Genomic DNA, 24,369 nt, shown 5'->3' with positions numbered 1-24,369 from the left:
GGTGGTACCACGTCTTTAACGTCCTATAAAGAGCAATTATGCTTTTTATAGGACTTTTTTATTATTTTTGAAGAGGAGAATGTTATCGTGAACTACAATCACAAAGAAGTAGAAAAGAAATGGCAAAAGTATTGGGCGAAAAACAATAGCTTTAATACAACGGACAGTTCAGAAAAACCAAAATTTTATGCATTAGACATGTTTCCTTACCCATCAGGTCAAGGTCTTCACGTAGGACATCCAGAAGGATATACAGCAACGGATATTTTATCACGTATGAAACGTAGCCAAGGTTACAATGTTTTACACCCAATGGGTTGGGATGCTTTTGGTTTACCAGCGGAGCAATACGCGTTAGATACTGGGAATGACCCTGCGGAATTTACCAAAAAGAATATCGAAACTTTCCGTCGCCAAATCAATTCATTAGGCTTCAGTTATGATTGGAATCGTGAAATTAATACAACGGATCCAGAGTACTATAAATGGACACAATGGATCTTTACAAAATTATATGAAAAAGGTTTAGCCTATGAAGCGGAAGTTGCCGTTAACTGGGTACCAGCATTAGGAACAGTTATCTCAAATGAAGAAGTCATTGATGGTAAGAGTGAACGTGGAAATCACGAAGTTATCCGCAAACCTATGCGTCAATGGATGTTAAAAATTACGGAATACGCGGATCGTTTACTCGACGATTTAGATGATTTAGATTGGCCAGAAAGCATTAAAGAAATGCAACGCAACTGGATTGGTCGTTCATATGGAGCCAATGTTACTTTTAAAGTTGCTAACCACGATGCAGACTTTACGGTCTTCACTACACGTCCAGATACATTATTCGGTGCTACTTACTGTGTACTAGCACCAGAACTTGACTTAGTTCAAGAAATTACAACACCTGAGCAAAAAGCAGCGATTGATGCGTATATTACAGAAGCTAGTAAAAAATCAGATTTAACACGTACAGAATTAGTCAAAGAAAAAACCGGTGTCTTCACAGGTGCTTATGCGATTAACCCAGTCAACGGAAAAGAAGTACCGATTTGGATTTCAGATTACGTTTTAGCATCATACGGTACAGGTGCAATCATGGCTGTGCCCGCACATGATGAACGTGATTATGATTTTGCCAAAACTTTTGATATTGAAATTATTCCAGTACTTGAAGGTGGAAACATTGAAGAAGCCGCTTTTGTGGGTGATGGTGCACACATAAACTCTGATTTCTTAAATGGTATGGATAAAGAAACAGCCATTCAAACGATGAATGAATGGTTAGAAGAAAAAGGTATTGGTAAAAAAGAAGTCAGCTACCGTCTACGTGATTGGTTATTCTCACGTCAACGTTATTGGGGTGAACCAATTCCTGTAATTCATTGGGAAGATGGCACAACAACAACTGTTCCAGTAGAAGAATTGCCACTACGTTTACCAGTAACAGATGATATTCATCCAAGTGGTACAGGTGAATCACCATTGGCAAATATTACCGAATGGGTAAATGTTGTTGATCCAGAAACAGGAATGAAAGGTCGTCGCGAAACAAATACAATGCCACAATGGGCAGGTAGCTCATGGTACTTCTTACGTTTCATCGATCCACATAACAAAAATGAAATCGCAAGCTACGAAAAATTAGAACGTTGGTTACCAGTGGATATTTATATTGGTGGCGCAGAACATGCGGTATTGCATTTGCTTTATGCTCGTTTCTGGCATAAATTCTTATACGATATCGGTGTGGTTCCAACAAGCGAGCCATTCCAAAAACTTTACAACCAAGGAATGATTTTAGGCGAAAATAACGAAAAAATGTCTAAATCTCGCGGTAACGTGATTAATCCAGACGACGTTGTAAATAAATATGGTGCTGATACTCTAAGACTTTATGAAATGTTCATGGGTCCATTAGATGCTGCGATTGCTTGGAATGAAAATGGTTTAGAAGGAAGCCGTAAATTCTTAGACCGCGTATGGCGCTTAATTGTCGATGAAAATGGCAAAATGCGTGATCGTGTAACAACCATTAATGATGGAAAATTAACCAAAGTTTACCATCAAACCGTTAAAAAAGTCACTGAAGATATGACAGCTTTACGCTTTAATACAGCTATCTCTCAATTAATGGTCTTTGTGAATGAAGCTTATAAAGTCGATGCTTTACCATTTGAATACTTAGAAGGTTTTGTTCAATTATTAGCACCAATTACACCACACATTGGTGAAGAATTATGGGCGATTTTAGGACATAAAGAAAGTTTAACTTATGTTCCTTGGCCAACATTCGATGAAGCAGCATTAGTTGAAGATGAAGTGGAAATCGTTGTTCAAATTAACGGAAAAGTTCGTGCGAAAATGATGGTACCAGTCGAAGCAACTCGCGAAGAACTAGAAGCATTAGCAACCGCTGACACTGATGTTCAAGCACAACTCGATGGAAAAACCATCCGCAAAGTCATCGCCGTACCGAAGAAATTAGTAAATATTGTAGCAAATTAAGAGGTTATAATAAAAAGCGATCAATGACGAGTAATAAGCAAAAAAATCTTTCGAAAGTGTTTTTTCTTTCGAAAAGATTTCGGCTTATTACCGAGTCATTGCTTTTTTTATACCGTTTTAAATAAGAGGTTATAATAAAAAGCGATCAATGACGAGTAATAAGCAAAAAAATCTTTCGAAAGTGTTTTTTCTTTCGAAAAGATTTCGGCTTATTACCGAGTCATTGCTTTTTTTATACCGTTTTAAATAAGAGGTTATAAATGAAGCGATTAGGGGTGAGTAATAAGTAAAGAATCGTTTGAAAGTGTTCTGTACTTTCAAAAAGATTCTGACTTATTACCGAAACACTGCTTCAATTTATACCGTTTTAAATAAGAGGCTATTTTATGAGTGTTTAGACTTGAAAGATAAGAATAACCTTCGAAAAAATGGTTTTTTCATTTTTATCGAATGTGACTTATCTCTGAGAGTCTGCTCAGAAAATGCCGTTTTGTTTAAGAGGCTATTTTATGAGTGTTTAGAGGTTTTAATAAAAAGCAACTACTGATTGTTTATCTGTCAATTGACGCAAGACAATCAGTAGTTGATTTTTTAATTGTTTTGTAAATCATACTCCAAGGCGCTACCTTCATGGGACGTGACAAATCCCTGTTTTGTATAAAATTGTGCCGCTTGTTTGCCGCCGGTCATAAGAAAAATTTTGTTTATTTGTTCATCCTTCATTACGTTAGTAACAAATTGGAGTAGTCTTCCTCCAATACCTTTTCCTTGTAGAGAAGGGAGAACGTTAAACTCATCAATACAAAATTGACTCCAATTTCCGTAGTAATAATCAATTCTACCTAAACACATCGAAATAATTTTATTATTTTGCTCAATGACATACCCTCGTGAATTAAAGCCGCTCATTGTGGCTTCGATTCTAAGAAGCGCTTCTTTTTTAGTCCATGAGTTATTCCACGGTTCCCCGTTATATGCTTCGACTAAAATATTAGCACATGTGGAAAAATCTTCTGTTTTTATTTCTCTAACATTTAAGTGCATTTACAAACCCCTTCCTATGAAATTTTACCGTTCATCATAACAATAGATTCATTAAGAGTCAAACAATTCTATGAGAGTGAGGTAGGAGTGTTCTGCTTTTAAAATAATAAAAAGCAATCAATTATTCCTTGTTTTTGTTTTTCTCGTCCATAAGAAATGGTACAATGAATAATATCTGAGCAATAGAAGGAGTTGGAATACGTGCACTACTTGGATAACAAGTTGTTGGGTAAGTATTTTAAGAGTAAAAATGGGAAATCCCGAGGAATCATTCCGGCGAATGGGCGTTATATTGAATATGTTGTGATTGAGGGAAAACCGATAGAAGGTAGTATGTTGGAGATTTTTTCGATTGATAATGGAATTGCCTATGTGCGAGTCAATGATTATTTAATTGAAGAAAGCGAAGACTTTATTGTTATTTAAGTTAAAGGAGGAGGAAAAGAAGTGTTTATCGTACAAGTTTTATTATTTATTTTTGTTTTAGCAATGATTATCTGGTTATTATCAAGTATTGCGGTTGTTGTTCATCAAGGAGAGGTCAAGGTCGTAGAAAGTTTTGGACGCTTTGTTAGAACCTTGGATCCGGGGTTACATTTCTTAATTCCGATTTTATATACTGTTCGTCAAAGAGTTTCGTTGAAACAAGTACCGTTAGAAATTCCACCCCAAAGTGCGATTACACGCGATAACGTAATTGTTCAAATTGATGAGGCGATTAAATACCATGTGACGGATGTTCGCGCGTTTGTTTATGATAACGAAGATTCCGTAACCGCGATGATTCAAGATGCACAATCAAATTTACGTGGAATTATCGGGAAAATGGATTTAAATGAAGTGTTGAATGGAACAGAAGAAATTAACGTGGCACTTTATGAATCGATTAAAGATATTACTGCGGGCTATGGATTAGCGATTGACCGAATTAATATCGGTGAAATTTTGGTTTCAGATGAAATTATTAACTCAATGAATAAATTAATTACCGCATCGCGTGACAAGGAATCAATGATTACCTTATCAGAAGGTCGTAAGCATTCCGTTATTTTAGACTCAGAAGCTAAAGCCTCTGAAATGGAAATCGATGCCGAAGCACGTTCGAAACAAACAAAAATTGATGCCGAAGCAAGAGCGGAACGGATGAAAATTGATGCGGAAGCAGAAGCTGAGAAGATTCGAGTAATTACCGAAGCGGAACAATTACGTATCCGTTCATTGAATGAAGCAATTAAGAATAGCGAGTTGACACCAGAAGCTTTACAATACTTAGGGTTAGAAGCCTTTAAAGAAGTAGTCAATAGTTCAACGAATACAGTCATTATCCCTTCAAATATGACTGAATTAGGCAATGTCCCAGCGATGAAAACATTGTGGGATGCGACAGAAGGTAAATAAAAGCAAACAAAAAAACAATCCATTTTTCTGGATTGTTTTTTTGTTTATAACAGTTTATCCTTCTTGATCGATGGCATCTTGTTTCGTTTCTTCTTCGGTATCAAATGGATGATTGGCTGGTGAATAAATGGAGTACAATTTCATCGGTTCATTGCCAATATTGGTGACATTATGCCAAGTGTTGGCTGGAATAATAATCGCGTCATCGGCTTTAACGACTTGACTAAAAGTGATTTGATCTTCTGCAGGACCCATTTCAACACGGCCAGTTCCAGCTTCTAATCTTAAAAATTGATCGACATGAGGATGTACTTCCATTCCGATATCGCCACCGCCAGCTGGAATACTCATTAAAGTCAATTGAAAATGTTCACCTGTCCATAAAGTCGTCCGATAATTCTCATTTTGCAGTGTCACTTCTTCCATGTTAAATGCAATTGGTTCTTTTCCATAATCTTTTAATTCCATTGGTAATCCCTCCATCTGTTTTGATACTCTTAGTTTAACGCTTTTAAAATATTTTGACCAATAGAAACCCTTAATTGAATACCGTTATCAATTAGGAATAGTTGGGTCAATCTTAATAATAAGTTCCAGTTGTTTGACAAAAAAACGGTAGAGAAAAATTCTCTACCGAATTATGACCTATTTTGATTTTATAAAGTATCGTAAACAATCGTTTCTGTTTTTGGTATTTCCTCATCGATAAAGTAGACTTTGTACCAAGTTAAGAATGAATAAATCGCCCAAATTTTACGTTGGAGATCGGCTTTGCCGTCGTGGTGGTCTTCAACCAATTGTAAAATTTTTGCTTGATCAAAAAATTCTGTAACAAAATCCGCTTCAAATAATGCTTTGACTTGTTTATAACCTAAGTCTTCACGTAACCAAGCTTTAATTGGCACCGGGAAGCCTAATTTTTCACGGTTGGCCCACGCTTCTGGTAAGTGGCGATTCGAAGCTTGACGGAAGACGTCTTTTGTATTGTTTTGGTTAATTAAATATTTTGTTGGAATACTTTGTGCTAATTTCATCATTTCAATATCTAATAAAGGCACACGTGATTCTAAAGAACTAGCCATTGTTAGCTTGTCAGCTTTTAATAAAATATCTTTAGGCATCCATTGGTGAACGTCTAAATATTGCATTTTATTGACTTCTTCTTTTGCTAGTTGATCGGCTTTGTCAAAGTATGGTCCGACAATTTCAGCGACTGTTGGAGCCTCTTGAAAAGCCGGTGTTACGTAGCTACTTGCTTCTTTTTCACTAAAGATTTCGGCATGTCCGATAAAATATTCTCTTGATGGGGCAGTTGCCGCATAGAGATGCATCCGACCGTGGAAGTTTTTCATTTTACCTAATGAACGGCCAATAGAATAACGAATTCCTTTTGGTAATTTACGTAGACCTTGTGCCACGACACGAATCACTTTTGAATTGGTGTGTAAACCATAAGCACTATAGCCGGCGAATAATTCATCGGCACCTTCACCTGATTGGACAACACGCACGTATTGTGAAGCTAAATTTGATAAGAAATAAAGCGGCACACACGATGGATTTGCATCAGGTTCATCTAAATGGTATTGAATTAATGGGAAAGCTTTAAAGGACATTTCACCATTAATAATTGCAGCCACGTTATTTAAACCGAGAGTTTCAGTTAATTTACGCGCTTCAATCGCTTCGTTATATGTTTTATCATCAAAACCAATGGAGAATGTATGCTCAGGTCTTAAAATCGATGCCACATAACTAGAATCGACACCACTTGATAAGAAAGAACCGACTTCAACATCGGCATTTTTATGAATCGCAATTGATTCTTGAACCGTTGCATCAATTTTATCAACCCATTCTTTTTCAGAAAGGTTTTCTTTGTGACGGTAATCCGCATCCCAATATTCTTTGATAGTCATTTGCCCATCTTTGTAAGTAAAGTAGTGGCCTTCTTGTAAGCGGTGAACGCCTTTAAAGAATGTTTCACCATTTAATGGTGAGTATTGGAAGGTTAAATAAGGTTTCAAAGCTTGTTCGTTCAATACTTTATTGAAATCTGGGTGTGGTAAGAAACTTTTGATTTCTGAACCAAACATAAATGTTCCATTCATTTCTGCGTAATAAAAGGGTTTGATTCCAAAATGGTCACGCGCACCAAAAAGTTCTTGTTTTTTAATATCCCAAATTACAAAAGCATACATGCCCCGAATTTTTTGTAATAAATCAACGCCCCACTCTTCATAACCGTGTAAAAGGACTTCGGTATCGGTATTCGTTGTAAATACATGTCCAAGTAGGACTAAATCTTCTCTTAGCCGTTGGTAATTATAAATTTCACCATTAAAAATAATGACTTTGCTACGATCTTCGTTATAAATCGGTTGCGATCCACCTTCAAGGTCAACGATAGATAGGCGTCTGAACCCTAGAGCAATTTGGTCATCGACGTATTTTCCGGCACTGTTTGGCCCACGGTGAACAATTCTTTCCATCATTGCTTCAATGACTGTTTCTTTTTGTTGTTGTGAGCTAATAAACCCAACAATACCGCACATAATGTCACTTCCTAATCATTTAATATCAATTTTAAATCGTACGTTTACCATTCTAGCATAAAATGGGCCTATCTAAAAATAGAAACAATTAATTTAAAAAAAAACAAAGGAATATCTTCGGTCGATTGAAGGCATTCCTTTGTTAATTGATTAATTCTTTCTCCAAGTTAAGCCAAGTAACAACGTAATCGTTGCTAAAAGAGGGACTAGGAAAACTAAGGCCACGCTATATGACCCACCAGAACGTGTGTAACTTTTTGGTGCAATTTGGTTTAAATTGATGATATTAAAATTCACAAGTAATTTCCAAAAAATAACTAAAGCGACAACACTCACTAGCGATATTCCAGCAACAATCAAATATTTTCTATACGTTTGTTTCATGTAACAGACCCCTTTGCAACATCTTCGCATTCATTATACCGAATGTTTGTATAAAAAAGTTCAATGTTTTAATAAAGTAATCTTTGTTACATAATTGAAATAAATGCTAGGTTTTTTGGTTGTCAATCCAGTGCTGTGTATAGTAGACATCACCCAAGTAATCAATGCTTTGTCCTTTAACTTTCATGCCCGCCTCGGTACCTTTTCCGGCAACAATCACAATATCTGAAGGGGTAGCTAAAGACAGTGCGAGCGAGATGGCTTTACTACGGTCTAATTCACGGAGAACTTCCACTTCTGGGTTCGTAATATGCGATTGGATTTCATCGGCAATGCTAGCTGGATCTTCAAAATCAGGATCATCTTCTGTTAGGACGACAACATCATACGTTTCGGAAATGGCTTGACCCATGTCTTTGCGACGAGAAAGGGCTTTGCCCCCTGCACTCCCTGTCACTAAAATGACGCGACCTTCTGGACGTAAATCTTGAGCAAATGTTCCAAGGGCCGATAAACTTAAATAGTTATGGGCGAAATCGACGAAAGCATATGCGCCATTTTTTAACTCAAAGAAATTCATTCGTCCAGGAATGGTAGTCTGAAGCAAACTATGTTTTAACGCATCTTTTGAGGTATCGACTAAGGCAGTCGCAATTAAAGCCGCCGCAGCGTTTCCGTGATTAAAGTCACCAAACATGGACAAATGATAATCGCCATTTAATTGTAAGAAGTCTTCTTTTGCAACTAGTCGAAACTCACGTAACTCAGGACCATGAATAACCGGGTAATCGGCCGTTTGGCTACCATAAGTGACTGCTGGGATTTCATGTTCTTGACAAAGTGCGGCTAATTCATCAAAACGATCCGATTGGTTATTCAAGACGACTTGTTGACTATTTAACAGTAGTTGTTGTTTACAAGCAAAATAATCCTCAAAAGTCGGGTGTTCAATCGGGCTAATATGATCGGGGCTAATATTCAAAAAGACACCGACTTCAAAAGTAATACCAAAAACGCGTTTGGTTTTATAGGCTTGCGAAGAAACTTCCATGACTAGATGGCTAACGCCAGCATCAACGGCTTGGGCCATTTGTTTATATAAAACAAGTGCTTCGGGTGTTGTTAAGACAGAAGCTTGGTAAGTTTGCCCATCTGTTGTCGTTTCTTCGGAAGAAAAGAGAGCAATCTTTGGACCGAAAGCATCTTTTAAAAGCGCATGAATAAAATAGGCAGCACTTGTTTTACCTTTCGTACCTGTAATGCCAATTTTAATTAATTTATCTTGGGGATTTTGGTAAAAAGCTTGAGCGATTAGGGCCATGGCTTCGCGAATATCACGCACAAGAATTTCGTTTTCCGAGAAACCATAAGAAACTTCAGTTAGATAAGTTGTGACGCCAGCATCTAAAACATCGATGAGCCATTCTTTTTTAAAGTTGATACCTTTACAAAAAAACAAGCAATTGCCTGGAAGCTCTTTCGAGTTATACGAAAGGCCGTCAAATGGGACTTGATCAATATCATTGTTGTCTTTTTTTGGTGTAATTAGTAAGTTGTGTTTCATTAATAATTGATAAATATTGTCGATTGTAATAGTATACATCGCATACTCCTCCTCAAATCGGGAATTTCATTATTTATTATAGCATAGAGCTTTCAAAAAAAATAAATAGATTGCTACTAATGAGATTAAGCATTAAAATAGGAGATATGTAAAAAAAGAAAGTTGGGAACGACGGAAATGGCGAATCGAGTGAATCTAGAAGGACCGGCATTAACCAATGAAGAAAAAATGGCCCGTGGTTCAGCCTGGCTGACCATCGGTAACATCGGCTCTCGGTTAATTGGTATCATCTATATTATCCCGTGGTATTACTGGTTGGGCGAAAATGCCGAAGCCTCCAATACTTTGTTCAATATGGGATACAATATTTATGCCTTGTTTATTATGATTTCTACGGCAGGAATTCCGGCAGCGATTGCAAAACAAATCGCTTTTCATAACTCAAGGGGAGAATACCAGACGAGTCGCAAACTTTTCCATACCGCGGCGAAAGTCATGTTAGGATTTGGGCTATTCAGTGCCATCATTATGTATATGGCTTCTCCTTTGTTATCAAATGGAGCGGGTGGTGGAAATGACTTAGTACCGGCGATGCGGTCGTTGAGTGTGGCAATCTTAGTAATTCCATTTATGAGTGTCTTACGAGGATATTTCCAAGGGACACAAAACGTGGCACCCTATGCCATCTCACAATTAATTGAACAACTGTTTCGAGTAATTTATATGCTTTCTGCGACCTTCATTATTATGCGTTTAGGTAGTGGGAATCATGTAGAAGCAGTCACGCAATCAACTTTTGCGGCTTTTATTGGGGCATTAGCGGGTATAGGAATCTTATTGTATTACTTTAGAAAAGAAAAAGTGAAGATGGATATTTTGGCGGAAGAAAGCCACGAAACAATACAAATCAATAGTGTTGCATTATTGACGAGTGTTGTTCGCGAAGCCATTCCCTTTATTATCATCGGGGCTTCCATTACCATCTTTAAACTGGTCGATCAATATACATTTATTCGCGTAATGGGCGGATTTACCGAGTATACGAATGATCAATTAATGAGTTTAATGGCCTTATTTGGTGGAAATCCAGATAAATTAACAATGGTTGTTATTGGCTTAGCAACAGCGATGGCGACAGTTGGTTTACCGCTAATCACTGAAGCGTATGCGCAAAAAAATAAAAAAGACCTGAGTCAATTAGTGACAAGCAATTTACAGTTATATTCTTTTATTATGTTTCCAGCAACGTTTGGTATGGTGATGTTGGCCTATCCGTTAAATACGTTGTTTTATACACCAAACGAATTAGGCAGTCGCTTGTTAATCGTTGCTTGTCTATCCGGACTTGTCTTAGGTCTGTATATGATTACTGCAAGTATGCTCCAAGGGATTTACGAAAATTCAGCGGCAGTTGTCTTTTTTGGAATCGGGTTACTGGTTAAAATTGTTTTACAAGTACCAAGTATTTATTTACTAGAATCATACGGTCCACTATTTTCAACAACGATTGGTTTTGCAGTTGCTTCTTATTTCAACTTGAGAAAATTGCAGCATAAGACCGGATTTAATGTTAGTCTAGTACTTCGTCGTACGTTGCTAATTATTATCTTAACCGTTATGATGATTTTAGCGACATGGATTACAAGATTAGGTCTGGAAACATTCCTAAGCGTTGAAAGAAAATTCAGTGCCTTTATCTTGATTATGGGTGTGGCTGCGGTCGGAGGTTTTGTGTACATTTACTTAGGGCTAAAAACACGTTTAGCAGATAAGTTATTAGGTCCGAATGTCATCCGATTACGTCGAAAATTAAAAATCAAATAAACAATCGAAAAAGAGTTGGCTGATTTCAAGTCAGCTCTTTTTAAATTTTCTAGAAGGAGAAAACAATGCGCTTAGATAAATTTTTAGCCGATATGAATTTCGGAACACGAAGAGAAGTCAAAGGATATATCAAAAAAGGACTTGTGATGGTCAATAATCAAATAATCAAATCCGATAAATTTCATGTAAATGAAAAAGAAGATATTGTAGAGTTTGATGGCGAGCCTGTCAATTATCAAAAAAACTTCTACTACTTATTACATAAACCGGGCGGTGTCATTTCAGCGACGGTCGATAATTATGACGAAACGGTTCTTGATTTATTTCAAGATGATGATTTTCGTGATGATTTGTTTCCAGTCGGGCGTCTTGATAAAGATACCGAAGGCTTGTTACTGATTATGAATGACGGGCAATTGGCTCATCGTCTATTGTCACCAAAAAAACATGTCGATAAAGAGTACTATGCAAAAGTAGCCGGAATTATGACGACAGAAGACCAAGAAAAATTCCGGGAAGGTCTCACGATTGATGGTGGAGAAGTTTGTTTGCCGGCAGAACTTACGATTGAATCGGTCGATGAAGCAAGCCAAACTTCTGAGATTCGTTTGATTTTACATGAGGGAAAATTTCATCAAGTCAAACGTATGGTCCAAGCAGTTGGAAAAGAAGTAACCTATCTAAAACGCCTACGAATGGGTCCAATTTTATTGGATGAATCTTTAGATTTAGGCGAATATCGCCCATTAACGCAAGAGGAACTCACATTACTTCAAGGTTAAATCACATCAATTTTGTAATTGTCTTGTCACAAAAGCCTTCATTTTTACGAAAATGAGGGCTTTTTGTCATACTGGACGCTAGAATGATACCAATTTGTTGTTGTTTTGTTACCCCTTCGCTAGTGAAAGCATGTTAGAGTAGCGAAGGATTAAACAAAGGAGCGTTTTATTTGAAAAGAAAATCAATTTTAGCAATAGCAAGTTTAAGCTTACTATTTTTATTACCGCAAGTTGCCCAAGCAAATGAGATGTCACAAAAAGTTCAAGAGCAAACCCAAAAAATCGAAAAACTTCAAAAGGAAGTTGTAACGATTAATGATAAACAAACAGCCGTTAAAGAAGAAATCGAGGCGTTTGATACCCGCGCAGTCACTTTAGAAAATGAATTAGCTACTTTACATACAGAAAAAACAATGGGTGAAGAAGAAGTAAAAATTCAAAAAAATCGTTTAGCGGCGTTAGAAAAGATGGCTTTATTACAAGCTTATTCTCAAGTAACGACGGTAACTGACAATAGTATTGAAAATCAAGAGGAACGAATTGAGAGTGTTACAGAAGAGTTAGCACTTGTTGAAGCGGAAATTGCGGCAACGATGGCCACGATTGAAACAGAAGAAACAACTAAAATCGAAAAAATGGCAGAACAATCTTCATTAGCTAAGTCCGTTGAAAAAATGGAAGCCAAAATTGTTAAAGAAGAACAAACAATGGAACGTTTAAAAGTCGAAGAGGCAGCTGCTAAAAAAGCGGTAGAAAAAGCCGAAGCTGAGAAGAAAGCTGAAGCAGCACGTTTAGAAAGAACTGGTTTTATCTCACCGTTGACACGTTCTTACTCAATTAGTAGTGGTTTTGGACAACGTGTCGATCCAACCGGTTATTCAGGTACAGGACATGATGGCATTGATATGCCAGGAAGTGCGGGCGAAGCGATTTTAGCAGCACGTTACGGCACAGTTGTTGAAGCGGGATTCCATGCCAGCGCAGGAAACTATGCGATTGTGAAGCATGATAATGGGTACTATACTTATTACATGCATATGACTGAAAACTTTGTTAGCGTTGGCCAAACATTAGAAACTGGGCAACAAATTGGTACAATGGGCACAACTGGGAATTCAACCGGTGTTCATTTACACTTTGGAATTGCAACTGGCGTATGGAGCGGATTTGTAAACCCAACAAGCTTTATTTGAAAATAAAAAACGATTCTCCGAAAATAGGGGAATCGTTTTTTTGTTAAATAGTATAACCAAACAGCTAACCGATTTATTTATGACCTCTTTTTAAACGGTATAAATAAATCAGCTACTCAGAAATAAGTCAATCTGGAAAAAATGAAAGAGCCATTTCTTTCCAGATACGTGCTTATTTTTCGTAGCTAACCGATTTATTTATGACCTCTTTTTAAACGGTATTGTTGGAGCAGCTGTTCGGTGATAGCTCTTCCTCTGGATAAAATCAAAGAGCAATTTTTCCATAGGCTTCGCTATCACTCACAGCTAACCGCTCCAAAGCAATGACCTCTTTGATAAACGGTATAAGTGAAGCAGTGACTAGGTAATAAGCCAGAATCTTTTCAAAAGTAAAGGACACTTTTGAACGCTTCTTTGCTTATTACTCGTCACTAATCGCTTCATTTATAACCTCATTTAAACGGTATAAGTGAAGCAGTGACTCGGTAATAAGCCAGAATCTTTTCAAAAGTAAGGGACACTTTTGAACGCTTCTTTGCTTATTACTCGTCACTAACCGCTTCATTTATAACCTCATTTAAACGGTATAAATAAATCAGCTACTCAGAAATAAGTCAATCTGGAAAAAATGAAAGAGCCATTTCTTTCCAGATACGTGCTTATTTTTCGTAGCTAACCGATTTATTTATGACCTCTTTATAAACGGTATTGTTGGAGCAGCTGTTCGGTGATAGCTCTTCCTCTGGATAAAATCAAAGAGCAATTTTTCCATAGGCTTCGCTATCACTCACAGTTAACCGCTCCAAAGCAATAACCTCTTTTTACCATAGGCTTGGTTTGGCTGTGAAGATCATTTTTTCTTTGGTAAATGGATGAACTAAATGCATTTCGGATGCGTGGAGCATTAAGCGTTTGGCGGGTTTATTTTGATACAAAGGATCGCCAACGATTGGAAAGCCTAAATGTGCGAGATGTACGCGGATTTGATGGGTGCGTCCGGTTTCTAAAACGCAAGTGATATTCGTTGTGCGTTCGTTGATTTTTTCAACGGTCACGTGCGTAATCGCCATTTGACCATTTTTAGGATCGACCACGCGTTTACGTCGGTCATGGCGGTCACGGCCAATCTTTTGGCGAATCGTCTGATCTTTCGTTAAGCGTCCGTGAACAATTGCTTGATAGCGCCGATAAATTTGCTTTTCTTCTAAAAGTCGGCCTAAAATTGGCAGAACAAATGGATTTTTGGCAAATAAGAGTGCACCGCTTGTTTCTTTATCGAGGCGATGAACCACATAAGGTCGATCGTTTAAATAAGCGGCTAAATGGTTAAACATTGTATCGTCTTCATCGGGTTGATTGGGATGGGTTTTGATGCCATAGGGTTTATTAACGACGATTAAATGCTCATCTTCATAGAGCACGTCAACAAGCGAGGCATCGCCAAAAACAACTTCTTGAAACGTATAATCACTTTCTTCCAAATGCAATGAAATTGTATCGCCTGCTTGGACTTCTTGATGGAACATCGCAACGGTGCCATTTAGTTGGACATCTTTACGCGTTCGTAAAAAATGACGGACTTTACGTGGAACGAGCCATTCTTTTTCAAATAAGTCACGAATTGTCATAGTCTTTTGGTTTTTGGGTAAGGTAATGGTGAAATCCATTTGTCGTCACGCCTTTCATAGAATCATCCTATTATAGCAGAGGATTTGTGTAATTTAGAAGAAACTTAATAAAAAAATCAAGCCTTTCTAATAATTGGATGCTAGAATAGGGAGAAATTTTAGCAAAGTACAACTTGGGACCTAGGTTGCTCGTTGAGATTTTTGCTATACTAAGACAAGATAAGGAGGAATTCGATGGATTTTAAAGCATTATTAACAAAAATAAAAGTGCTAATCACTCGTTTTTGGCACTGGATAAAACCTTACTTAGCTGAATTTCGTCAAGGATTAGGACGTTTCTGGAAAAAATATCATTTAAATAAAATTATTCTTTTGTTCATGTTAACTGCAATTTTAATTACGAGTATTTATTTGTTTTATGTGGCGAAAGCGACCAACGTAGAAGATTTGTCTTCTGGTTTAAAAGACTCCACAATTATTTACGATGCTTCCAATGAAGAAGCAGGACGTTTTCGTTCGGAAAAAGGCAACTATGTCGATTTTGATGAAATTTCACCAGCAGTTGTTGATGCGGTGATTTCAACTGAGGACCGACGCTTTTACGAACATCATGGTTTTGATATAAAAGGGATTGCCCGTGCGGCTGTTCGAATGGTAATCAATCGCAATACGAGCGGGGGCGGAGGAAGTACCATTACGCAACAACTCGCTAAAAATGCGTACCTCACCCTCGATCAAACATTTACACGTAAGGCTAAAGAATTATTTTTAGCAATTGAAATTGAGAAGAAATACAGTAAAGAAGAAATTATGACGATGTACTTAAACACCTCCTATTATGGAAATGGTGTTTGGGGTATTCAAGATGCTTCAATGAAATATTTTGGGGTTGCGGCCAGTCAATTAACAACGGAACAAGCAGCAACGCTCGTGGGTCTTTTGAAAGGGCCATCGATTTATAACCCAATTGATAACTTAGAACAAGCAACCAATCGACGCGATACGGTTTTACAGTTGATGGCAGATAATGGAAAAATTACGGCAGAGACAGCTCAAGCTGGGCAACAAATTGCGATTGCCGATCAACTATATGATGCCTATGATTCATCTCAAATCAACTACCAATATCCCTATTATTTTGATGCGGTTATTGATGAAGCGGTTCGAAAATATGGTTTAGATGCGGATGATGTCATGAAACGTGGCTATAAAATTTATACGTCATTAAATCAAGATTATCAACGGAATATGCAAGAAGTTTATATTCGAGATGATTATTTCCCACCGAATTCTTCAACAGGAGATATGGTGCAATCAGGTTCGGTTGCAATGGATCCGAATACTGGAGAAATTCAAGGATTGGTTGGCCGTCGTGGAGAGTATACATTCCGTGGTTTCAACTTTGCGATGGATATGAAACGACCACCAGGTTCAACGATTAAACCTTTTAGTGTTTATGCACCTGCTCTTGAATCCGGCTACCGTCCAGATTCAATTTTAAAAGACGAACCACTGTCTTATTATGATGCAAAAAACTTTGATGGAACGTATCAAGGGGAAGTGACGATGTATCACGCGGTTGCCCAAAGTTTGAACTTACCGGCTGTTTGGTTGCTTCATGAGATGGGGATCAATAAAGGCTATAATAAAGCCAAAGAGTTTGGCATACCTTTAGCTGCATCGGATAAATACTACGGCTTGGCTTTAGGGGGATTGGAAACAGGAACGTCTCCAGCAGTCATGGCGAGTGCTTATGGTGTCTTTGCTAATGGGGGAACACTCTATGAACCACATTTAATTACGAAGATAATCGATTCGACAGGTGCAGTGATCGTGGACAAAACGAAACCAAAAGGTAAACGAGTGATTTCAAAAGAAACAAGCGATGAAATGACGAGTATGCTATTAGGAACTTTTTCAAACGGAACGGCAGCAAGTGCCAACCCGTATGGTTATACGATTGCGGGTAAAACAGGTTCAACCGAAAATATTCACGATACAAGTAAATCTGCCGATCAATGGTTGATTGGTTACACGCCAGATGTTGTGATTTCTAGTTGGATTGGTTTTGAAACCAACAGTGCTGAAAATGCGATTGAAGGAACGAACGGTGCGAATATGAGTCTGATGTTTAAAGCGCAAGCAGAAGGCATCCTACCTTATACCCAACAAACACCATTTACGGTCGCGGATGCCTATGCTACCGGTGGTAAAGTCATGGCAGCAGAAGATGTACCGACGCAAGAAGAGGTACCACCTGCATGGAAAGAAGAGGTCGATAAAGTGACCGAAAAAGCCAAAGAAGGCGCGAAAGAATTTGGTAAAAAAGTTTTTGAGAAATCCAAAGATATCTTACGTGATTTACGTGATCGATTGCCTTAAATCAGTCGCTAAGTCCGAATAATAATGATACAATAACAAAGTAATAACTAATTAGGAGGATGACATATGTCAGCAAATTTATATGATACAGCGAATCAATTAGAACGTGAAATCCGTGAAGATGCAGCTTTCCAAGCATTAAGCGACTCATTCAATCGTTTAAAACAAAATGAAGAAGCTTTTGGTTTCTTTAAAGAATTCCAAATGTTCCAACAAGAAATGCAACAAAAAATGATGTCAGGTGAAGAATTATCTGATGATGATGCAGCTAAAGCACAATCATTAGCTGAAAAAGTTCAAAATGAATCATTAATCAACGATTTAATGCAACATGAACAAGCTTTCAGTGTTGTTGTGAATGATTTAAACCGTATCATCATGAATCCATTAAGAGAATTATATAACGCAGAATAATTTGTGAAGAAGCGATGCCGAAAGGGTGTCGCTTTTTTGATTTTAATTTTTTACTTATCACTCGTACCAAACCGCTCGATCACTCACCTTTATTTGAAACGGTATTCCATGAGCAGTGACTCGGTAATAAGCTAACTTCCAATAAAAATCAAAAAAACGATTTTTTTGTAAGTCTTGCTTATTACTCGTCACTAACCGCTCATGTCATAACCTCTTAAACTATACGAACAAACTTTCGTATTTTGCTGACTTTTTTAGTTGCAAATGGTAAAATGAAAAGAAAAAGGGAGGTTTTCAAGTGTTACGTTTTTTACATTGTGCTGATTTACATCTCGATCGTTCTTTTGAAGGCCTACAGTTAATTCACGATCGTGTCACGCATTTAACCGAGGCCAATGAACGTGTCTTAGAAAACATTGTTTCACTTGCGTTAGCAGAACAAGTTGATTTTGTTTTGCTGGCGGGTGATACGTTTCATCAAAATCGTCCGAGTTTAAAAACACAGCATCATTTTTTTACCCAAATGCGACGGTTAGAAGTGGCAGGTGTGCCTGTTTATTTGAGTTTTGGAAATCATGATTTTTATGATGAAGCACGTTATTGGTTTGAATTTCCTGAAAACGTCCATTTGTTTAAGGAAGAGATCGTGACGACGTTTGTAGATACGAATCGTTCGAATGAATCCTATGCGATTAGTAGTTTTAGTTATCAACAAAGATGGCTGGAGAAGTCTAAAGTAGCAGAGTTTCCAACGAATCAAGCGAAGTATCACATTGGCATGTATCACGGAGAAATTGGGAGTGAACGTTATGCGCCCTTTACGATTCAAGAGATGAAACAAAAAGGCTATGATTATTGGGCGTTAGGTCATATTCATGTACCGACTGTTTTGGCAACAAAACCGCCAATTATTTATCCGGGAACACCCCAAGGTCATACACGTAAAGAGCAAGAGACGCCGGGTGTTTTACTCGTTACATTAGGAGAAGGCCCTGCTAAATGGGAAGCCCGCTCAGTCCAAGAAATTGTTTGGGAAGATTTGCAGTGTTCGATGGCAGGTGTAAAAAACCAACGGACGGCTTTAGCTAAAATTTTGGAACTTTTTACCGAATCAGAAAATAAATTACTGAAAATAATTTTGACGGATACAGAAGGTCTGCCTCAAAACTGGCTGAGTACGAAAGAAAAAAGTGAATTACTTGCGTATCTAGCTCATGAATTGGCACAACGAAACTTTGAGCAGCGGATTTATCAATTAGAAGAAATCGGGCAATCGTTCGATGAAAAAATTGAATTGCAAGCGAGCGCGGCATTACGCGAGCAATTATTTCAGCCGTATGAAGAAAGCAGTGTTTTTCAAAAAGAAATTGAAGAATTACTCCAACACACGATTGCAAGTAAGGTCATGTCGATTGAAGACTTGCAAGAAGAAGTATTAGCGGCAAGTAAAAAAGAATTAATGGAAGAATATTATTGGAGAGCAGAAAATGAAAATTATTCGCGCGGAGATTAGTGGATTTGGTCATTTTCGTCAAAAAACATTTGATTTTTCGCAAGGAAATCAATTATTTTTTGGAGAAAATGAAGCTGGAAAATCAACGTTGTATCATTTTATTCAAACGATGCTCTTTGGTTTTTCAACTAAAAGCAAAAAGAAACGAGATTATACCCCAACTGATGGGGCAGCATTTGGCGGTAAACTGTGGATTGCGATTGAAGGATATGAGGAGATTCGGATTGAGCGGTTTCGTTCCATTCAACGCGGAAAAGCGACCATTTATGTCGGTGATCAAGAAGGCGATGAAGTTTGGCTACAAAAACTATTAGCACCACTCACCTTAGAAACCTTTCAAGAGGTTTTTACCTTCCAACAAGAGCAACTGACAGAAGTCGATCGTTTACAAGAAAAGGAACTGCATGACGCACTGATTTCACTGGGAATTAGCGGCAGCGTGCAAGTGATGAACCAAATTCAATATTACGAACGAAAAATGCAAGAGCTCTACACACCGAGAGCACAAAAATTGCCTTTAAATAAGAAACTGAATCAATGGCAAAAGTTAAAAGAGAATATTCAACAAAAAGAACAACAAGAAGAACAAGTTCAACGTGGGTATCAACAAATTGCTCGCTATCAAATACAAGAAACGCAAAATCATGAACAACATGGGATTTTGCAAAAAAGGCGCCAACTGATTGAACAACAACAATTAAATTGGCCATTGTATGAAGAATGGCAACAATTAACGTTGATGGAAGAACCACAAACCTCTGTTGAAAATAAACAAGAATTACAAACTTTTTACCAAGAATATCAAAATGTAAATGATGCTATTCAGAAAAAAGAAAATGAACTCAATCAATTAGAAAGTGACCAAGGTTCGGATCGTTATTTCTTTTATTTAGACCAAGAGCCTACAGTTCAGCAAATTCTACGTGAAAAAATCACGATGATTCGGCAATTTGATGCCTATCAACGCAAGGTTTCCGAGTTTAATGGCCATCAAGAAGCCCAACGCCGAATTCAACAAAAACGCGGATGGGGCACCGAAGCACCGCAATTAAGTGATCCTAAGATTCCTTTAGCGATTGAAACGTTACAAGCACATCAAGAGGAGCAAGCCAATGCCGTTTTGCGTGAAACGTGGTTAAATGAGCAGTATGAGCAATTATTACAAGAAATTAATGAGATGGAAAAGAAGCAACCGAATCTATTCTTAAACTTTAAGAAGAAACAGCAACTGAGCTATGTCTTATTTTTATTGAGTCTAATCGCAGGTTTAGTTGGTTTCTTATTATCAGGCTTTTTACAATGGGGATTATTAGCGATAGCCGTAGTCTTACTGGTTATCGGTGGTTGTTTCCAATTCCAGCAATTAAAAAATCGTCAAAATTTACCGTTATGGCAAGAAAAGATGCTGAAAAAAGAACAGTTACGTTTGGAACTTGAGCAACAGCAAACAGCGATTGCTGACCGTAACCAAACAATTTCAAGAGAAATGCAGCAGCTACAATCAGGTTTCGGCAACGAAACGGATACGAGTAAATGGCTGAAAATGGTCGAAGAATACGATCAAGAAGTCGAAGATTATCAATACTTACTTGAAACTTTGGGTGCTTTAGAACCAAAATTACGCCAGTTAAAGGAACAAATTCGTCTTTTTGAAACACAGTTTGCCATCTTTGAAGAATGGCTTCCACTACAAGGAAAAAACTTAAATGATAAATTAGAAATTTTAGAAACGTTCCATTTAAAAATGCAAGAAGTTAAAATGAAACGCATGCAACAACCAAGCACCCTTTTAGCCCAACAATTAAGTCAGTTGAAAAAACAGCGTGAAGCGTTGTTTGAACAATACAAGCATTTACTCTGGGAGTTTGGCCTAACTCATCCAAATGAGATTCCTTTATGGAATAAACAGTGGGAAGAAAAAGCTCGTGCACAGGCGCGAAAAGCGGAATTAGCGCAATTATTAACACCGCTATTTCCTGAAAAAACAACGAAAGATGCTTTAGTTAAGCAACTAGCAGAAGTCACTCAAGCACAAAAGGCTTTGCAACAAGATTTTCAAATGGATTTAGAAGAACGGAAACGTCTAGAAGTCCAAATTGAACAGTTGCAAAAAGATGGTACGCTGGATCAATTGTATCAAGAAGAAACCCAATTGCGTGCGGAAATCGAAGAGTCGATGATTGAGTGGAGTAAGAATCGTTTACTCGGTCAATTTTTAACGGATTTAGCGACCGAGTTATCCGAGCAGCAATTGCCACAACTCTTACAACAAGCGTCGCATTATTTTGCCATTTTAACGAAACAACGTTATGAACAAGTCGTTTTAGAAAACGGGGCATTGTTTGTTGTGAGTGAAGGGCAGATGCAATCGATTTATCAACTATCAACGGGGACGAAAGATCAATTAATAATGGGGATTCGTTTTGCGTACTTAAATTTACAGCGACATCATATTTTATCGCCGGTTATTATCGATGATGGGTGGCTACACTATGATACTACTCGCAAAGAGCAACTTGCCCAGTTATTAGCCGAATTTGGCAAAGATTATCAAATCATTTGTTTGTCTTCTGACCAAGAAATGGTAAGCTATTATCAAGACTTCAACCAAGAAGTAAAAATGCTAACATAAAGGATGTGAAGCACGTTTTTGTTTAACAAGAACGTTATTATGAAAAAATTACGGGAATTAGTCGTTGATGAAGAATTTAAAATGTATACCTTGATTAAGAGTGCCGATATCCGAATGGCTAAAAATGGTAAAACCTTTATTGCGTTTACTTTTCAAGATACGTCAGGAACGATTGATGGTAAATTTTGGGACGCTTCTGCAGAAGAAGTCGAACGCTTTACCGCAGGGCGTGTCGTCGCGTTATCAGGAAAAAGGGAAGTGTATCAAGGTAATCCGCAAGTTAAAATTACCCAATTACGTTTAGCTAAACCAGAAGAACCATCCGATCCAACGCTATATATGGAACGTGCACCATTAAAAAAAGAAGAGATGGAAACAGAAATCAATCAAACCCTTTTTGAAATTACCAATCCTCACTGGAATCGCATTGTGCGCTTTTTATTGACGAAATATCAAAAAGAATTCTTTGATTATCCTGCAGCAAAACGCAATCACCATGCCTATGCGAGTGGTTTAGCCTACCATACAACAAGTATGTTACGTCTTGGTAAATCGATTGTTAAAGAATATCCAGAGCTAAATGCGGCGTTACTGTATACGGGTATTATTTTGCACGATTTAGGGAAAGTAATTGAACTAAGCGGTGCGATGTCAACAGAGTACACTTTAGCTGGCAATCTAGTTGGACATTTAGTCTTAGTTGATGAGGAAATTACAAAAGCGTGTCTGGCTCTAAAAATTGACGATCAAAATGAAGATGTGATTGTTTTACGCCACATGGTGTTAGCACACCATGGCTTACTCGAATACGGTTCGCCAGTTCGTCCGCGTATTATGGAAGCAGAAATCTTACATCAAATTGATAATTTGGATGCGTCAATGCAAATGCTATTAACATCGATTCGTCAAACCGAACCTGGAGAATATACCGATCGCATTTTTGGCATGGACAATCGAAGTTTTTATGTACCGAAGGATATTTAAATACAGGATGTTATTATTTTCTATGACTTTGAAGAATGAGTTTAAGCAAGTTCCTATTACTAATTTGTTGATGAAATTCCAATGATTTGATTATCCTGCTGTTGCTTTGCAAAAAACTTAAAAACTTCCTAAACACTCTCTGACTTTTTGGTCAGGGAGTGTTTTATACTTCAGGAGTAATAAAGGACTCTGTTTCAAATAATCTGGATGACTAATATTTTGTTAAAGTGAACTATTATCTAGGCAGCGAAAAACATTTCTAAATAGCTTTTTTTCTTCATTGTTTTAGAGGATAAGACCATAAAATCATAGAATTCTGAAATATTTGAGTAATTCGATTGAGGAAAATCATTGTCCGATTAAATGATAGAACAAGTTTTATAAAAGACCTTATATTGACTCAATCATTATAACGGGCGTAGATATCCTTAGAGGAATATTTAAAAAAGACCGAAAAAAGGGTCTTTTCGGCTTTTGAGTGCCACTTGAAAGCAATTAAATATGAGGATTTTAGATTAATAAGAATAAAATTTATAAAAAACTGTTTATTTAAGGTTGCAACAGAATCTGTTGACGTATGTTTTTTTTAGAGCGTTTTTGTTTGCTAAAGTTTATTATTTTTCGAGTAAGGGTTTACAGGGGGCGGGATTGATGTTACTATGTACCCAATAAGTTAAATATCAGTGGATTGTTACTATTCAATTAGGCAAAAACCACAAATGACTATTTTTAATGGTCGTTTGTGGTTTTTTTTGTTTTTTAGAAAGGGGGAAATTGTTTAGTCATGTTAAAAACAGAGAGGCATCAAAAAATATTGAATCTTTGTGAAACTCACGGAATCGTATCAGTAAAGCTAATTCAAGATAATTTAGCAGTTTCTGATATGACAATTCGGAGAGATTTAAAAGAACTTGCAGATAATGAGCAGTTACATCGAGTTCATGGTGGTGCACAAAGTCTAAATTATGAGTATCAAGCAGCTGAAATGTCGCAACTAAGGCAAGAACTTTCTCATACTGAAAAGAAACAAATTAGTACAAATGAAAAAAATTATATTGCTAAAAAAGCGGCTTCAATAATTCAACAAACAGATGAGAGTATTTTTCTAGGACCAGGAACAACGATTGAACTTATGACGGAGTTTATTAACATTTCAAGATTGCGAGTCATAACAAATAGTTTGCCAGTATTTAATTTATTAAAAGAAAAAGATAACTTTGAGCTTCATCTAATAGGAGGAGAATATCGAAATAAAACCGGTGCTTTTGTTGGGGCAATGGCAATTGAGATGCTTAATAAAATTAATATTAATAAAGCCTTTATCGGTGTCAATGCTCTACAAGATGACCAAGTTTTCACTTTTAATATTGAAGAGGGTAACTTACAGCAATTGGTCCTAGAAAAAGCAACTGAAAAATATTTGTTAGCAGATTCTCAAAAATTTGATGAAATAGATTTTTACAGTTTTTATAAGTTAAGTGATGTAGATGCTCTTTTTACAGATTCAAGTTTAGACCTAGAAGTAAAAAAAGATTATGAGCAATATACCAAGATAATAAATTAAGTGAGG

Annotated in this window: 18 protein-coding genes and 1 other annotated feature (1 of these 19 cut by a window edge); of the genes, 12 read left to right on the top strand and 6 right to left on the bottom strand. The window is 37.2% G+C overall.

Translation table 11 applies throughout. The annotated features are described in order from the left end of the window. Positions 1 to 29: a binding site (T-box leader), on the top strand; it begins 180 nt to the left of the window's first position. 58 nt (positions 30 to 87) lie between these two features. Then, positions 88 to 2,502: a leucine--tRNA ligase gene (gene leuS / locus ACFO3L_RS10605; protein ID WP_379967204.1), complete on the top strand. Its 2,415-nt coding sequence runs from the start codon at positions 88 to 90 to the stop codon at positions 2,500 to 2,502. Positions 2,503 to 3,093: 591 nt separating this feature from the next. Here the strand turns inward: leuS and ACFO3L_RS10600 are convergent. Beyond that, positions 3,094 to 3,546 carry a GNAT family N-acetyltransferase gene (locus tag ACFO3L_RS10600; RefSeq protein WP_379967201.1) on the bottom strand — a complete coding sequence of 151 codons (453 nt, stop codon included), beginning with the start codon at positions 3,544 to 3,546 and terminating at the stop codon, positions 3,094 to 3,096. A 201-nt stretch (positions 3,547 to 3,747) separates the two neighbouring features. On the opposite strand from ACFO3L_RS10600, the gene ACFO3L_RS10595 reads away from it, so the two are divergent. Together ACFO3L_RS10595 and ACFO3L_RS10590 are read left to right on the top strand one after the other, a co-directional pair. Next, positions 3,748 to 3,972, top strand: coding sequence for a hypothetical protein (locus tag ACFO3L_RS10595; RefSeq protein ID WP_379967198.1), 225 nt, complete (start codon positions 3,748 to 3,750; stop codon positions 3,970 to 3,972). A 63-nt stretch (positions 3,973 to 4,035) separates the two neighbouring features. After that, the gene (locus tag ACFO3L_RS10590; protein WP_379967336.1) at positions 4,036 to 4,944 is read left to right on the top strand and encodes an SPFH domain-containing protein; all 909 of its coding nucleotides are present in this window, start codon (positions 4,036 to 4,038) and stop codon (positions 4,942 to 4,944) included. Positions 4,945 to 4,998: 54 nt separating this feature from the next. On the opposite strand, the gene ACFO3L_RS10585 is transcribed toward ACFO3L_RS10590, so the two are convergent. The 4 genes from ACFO3L_RS10585 to murE form a co-directional block, all read right to left on the bottom strand. Continuing rightward, complete coding sequence (locus ACFO3L_RS10585; protein ID WP_379967195.1) at positions 4,999 to 5,412, bottom strand: cupin domain-containing protein; 414 nt, start codon at positions 5,410 to 5,412, stop codon at positions 4,999 to 5,001. 188 nt (positions 5,413 to 5,600) lie between these two features. Then, positions 5,601 to 7,499: an asparagine synthase (glutamine-hydrolyzing) gene (asnB, locus tag ACFO3L_RS10580; protein ID WP_379967192.1), complete on the bottom strand. Its 1,899-nt coding sequence runs from the start codon at positions 7,497 to 7,499 to the stop codon at positions 5,601 to 5,603. 150 nt (positions 7,500 to 7,649) lie between these two features. Beyond that, the gene (locus ACFO3L_RS10575) at positions 7,650 to 7,883 is read right to left on the bottom strand and encodes a hypothetical protein (RefSeq protein ID WP_379967189.1); all 234 of its coding nucleotides are present in this window, start codon (positions 7,881 to 7,883) and stop codon (positions 7,650 to 7,652) included. Positions 7,884 to 7,989: 106 nt separating this feature from the next. Continuing rightward, entirely contained in the window at positions 7,990 to 9,486 is a 1,497-nt protein-coding gene (murE, locus tag ACFO3L_RS10570) for a UDP-N-acetylmuramyl-tripeptide synthetase (protein WP_379967186.1), read from the bottom strand. Positions 9,487 to 9,624: 138 nt separating this feature from the next. On the opposite strand from murE, the gene ACFO3L_RS10565 reads away from it, so the two are divergent. The 3 genes from ACFO3L_RS10565 to ACFO3L_RS10555 all read left to right on the top strand — a co-directional run bounded on the left by ACFO3L_RS10565 (position 9,625) and on the right by ACFO3L_RS10555 (position 13,246). Further along, positions 9,625 to 11,271 (top strand): putative polysaccharide biosynthesis protein, encoded by a 1,647-nt coding sequence (locus tag ACFO3L_RS10565; protein WP_379967183.1) that lies wholly within the window; start codon positions 9,625 to 9,627, stop codon positions 11,269 to 11,271. 65 nt (positions 11,272 to 11,336) lie between these two features. After that, positions 11,337 to 12,053 (top strand): pseudouridine synthase, encoded by a 717-nt coding sequence (locus ACFO3L_RS10560; RefSeq protein WP_379967180.1) that lies wholly within the window; start codon positions 11,337 to 11,339, stop codon positions 12,051 to 12,053. Positions 12,054 to 12,223: 170 nt separating this feature from the next. Continuing rightward, positions 12,224 to 13,246: a peptidoglycan DD-metalloendopeptidase family protein gene (locus tag ACFO3L_RS10555; protein WP_379967177.1), complete on the top strand. Its 1,023-nt coding sequence runs from the start codon at positions 12,224 to 12,226 to the stop codon at positions 13,244 to 13,246. Positions 13,247 to 14,067: 821 nt separating this feature from the next. Here ACFO3L_RS10555 and ACFO3L_RS10550 read toward each other — a convergent pair. After that, the gene (locus tag ACFO3L_RS10550; protein WP_379967174.1) at positions 14,068 to 14,913 is read right to left on the bottom strand and encodes an RluA family pseudouridine synthase; all 846 of its coding nucleotides are present in this window, start codon (positions 14,911 to 14,913) and stop codon (positions 14,068 to 14,070) included. A 195-nt stretch (positions 14,914 to 15,108) separates the two neighbouring features. Here ACFO3L_RS10550 and ACFO3L_RS10545 point away from each other — a divergent pair, with 195 nt between their 5' ends. From ACFO3L_RS10545 to ACFO3L_RS10520, 6 genes are all read left to right on the top strand, one after another. After that, entirely contained in the window at positions 15,109 to 17,256 is a 2,148-nt protein-coding gene (locus ACFO3L_RS10545) for a PBP1A family penicillin-binding protein (protein ID WP_379967171.1), read from the top strand. Positions 17,257 to 17,322: 66 nt separating this feature from the next. After that, positions 17,323 to 17,670 carry a YlbF family regulator gene (locus ACFO3L_RS10540; protein ID WP_379967168.1) on the top strand — a complete coding sequence of 116 codons (348 nt, stop codon included), beginning with the start codon at positions 17,323 to 17,325 and terminating at the stop codon, positions 17,668 to 17,670. Between the two features lie 298 nt (positions 17,671 to 17,968). Next, positions 17,969 to 19,183 (top strand): metallophosphoesterase family protein, encoded by a 1,215-nt coding sequence (locus tag ACFO3L_RS10535; protein WP_379967165.1) that lies wholly within the window; start codon positions 17,969 to 17,971, stop codon positions 19,181 to 19,183. Further along, on the top strand, positions 19,158 to 21,815 hold the full coding sequence (locus ACFO3L_RS10530) for an ATP-binding protein (protein ID WP_379967162.1): 2,658 nt from the start codon (positions 19,158 to 19,160) through the stop codon (positions 21,813 to 21,815). The genes ACFO3L_RS10535 and ACFO3L_RS10530 overlap by 26 nt, the downstream gene beginning before the upstream one ends. 39 nt (positions 21,816 to 21,854) lie before the next feature. After that, on the top strand, positions 21,855 to 22,799 hold the full coding sequence (locus ACFO3L_RS10525) for a 3'-5' exoribonuclease YhaM family protein (protein WP_379967159.1): 945 nt from the start codon (positions 21,855 to 21,857) through the stop codon (positions 22,797 to 22,799). A gap of 784 nt (positions 22,800 to 23,583) precedes the next feature. Further along, a complete protein-coding gene (locus tag ACFO3L_RS10520) occupies positions 23,584 to 24,363 on the top strand; it encodes a DeoR/GlpR family DNA-binding transcription regulator (RefSeq protein ID WP_379967156.1) in 780 nt (259 codons plus the stop codon). Positions 24,364 to 24,369 lie beyond the last annotated feature (6 nt).

This window comes from Enterococcus eurekensis (assembly GCF_042654605.1).
GTDB lineage: Bacteria > Bacillota > Bacilli > Lactobacillales > Enterococcaceae > Enterococcus_I > Enterococcus_I eurekensis.
This window is presented reverse-complemented; position numbering and strand designations above follow the sequence as displayed.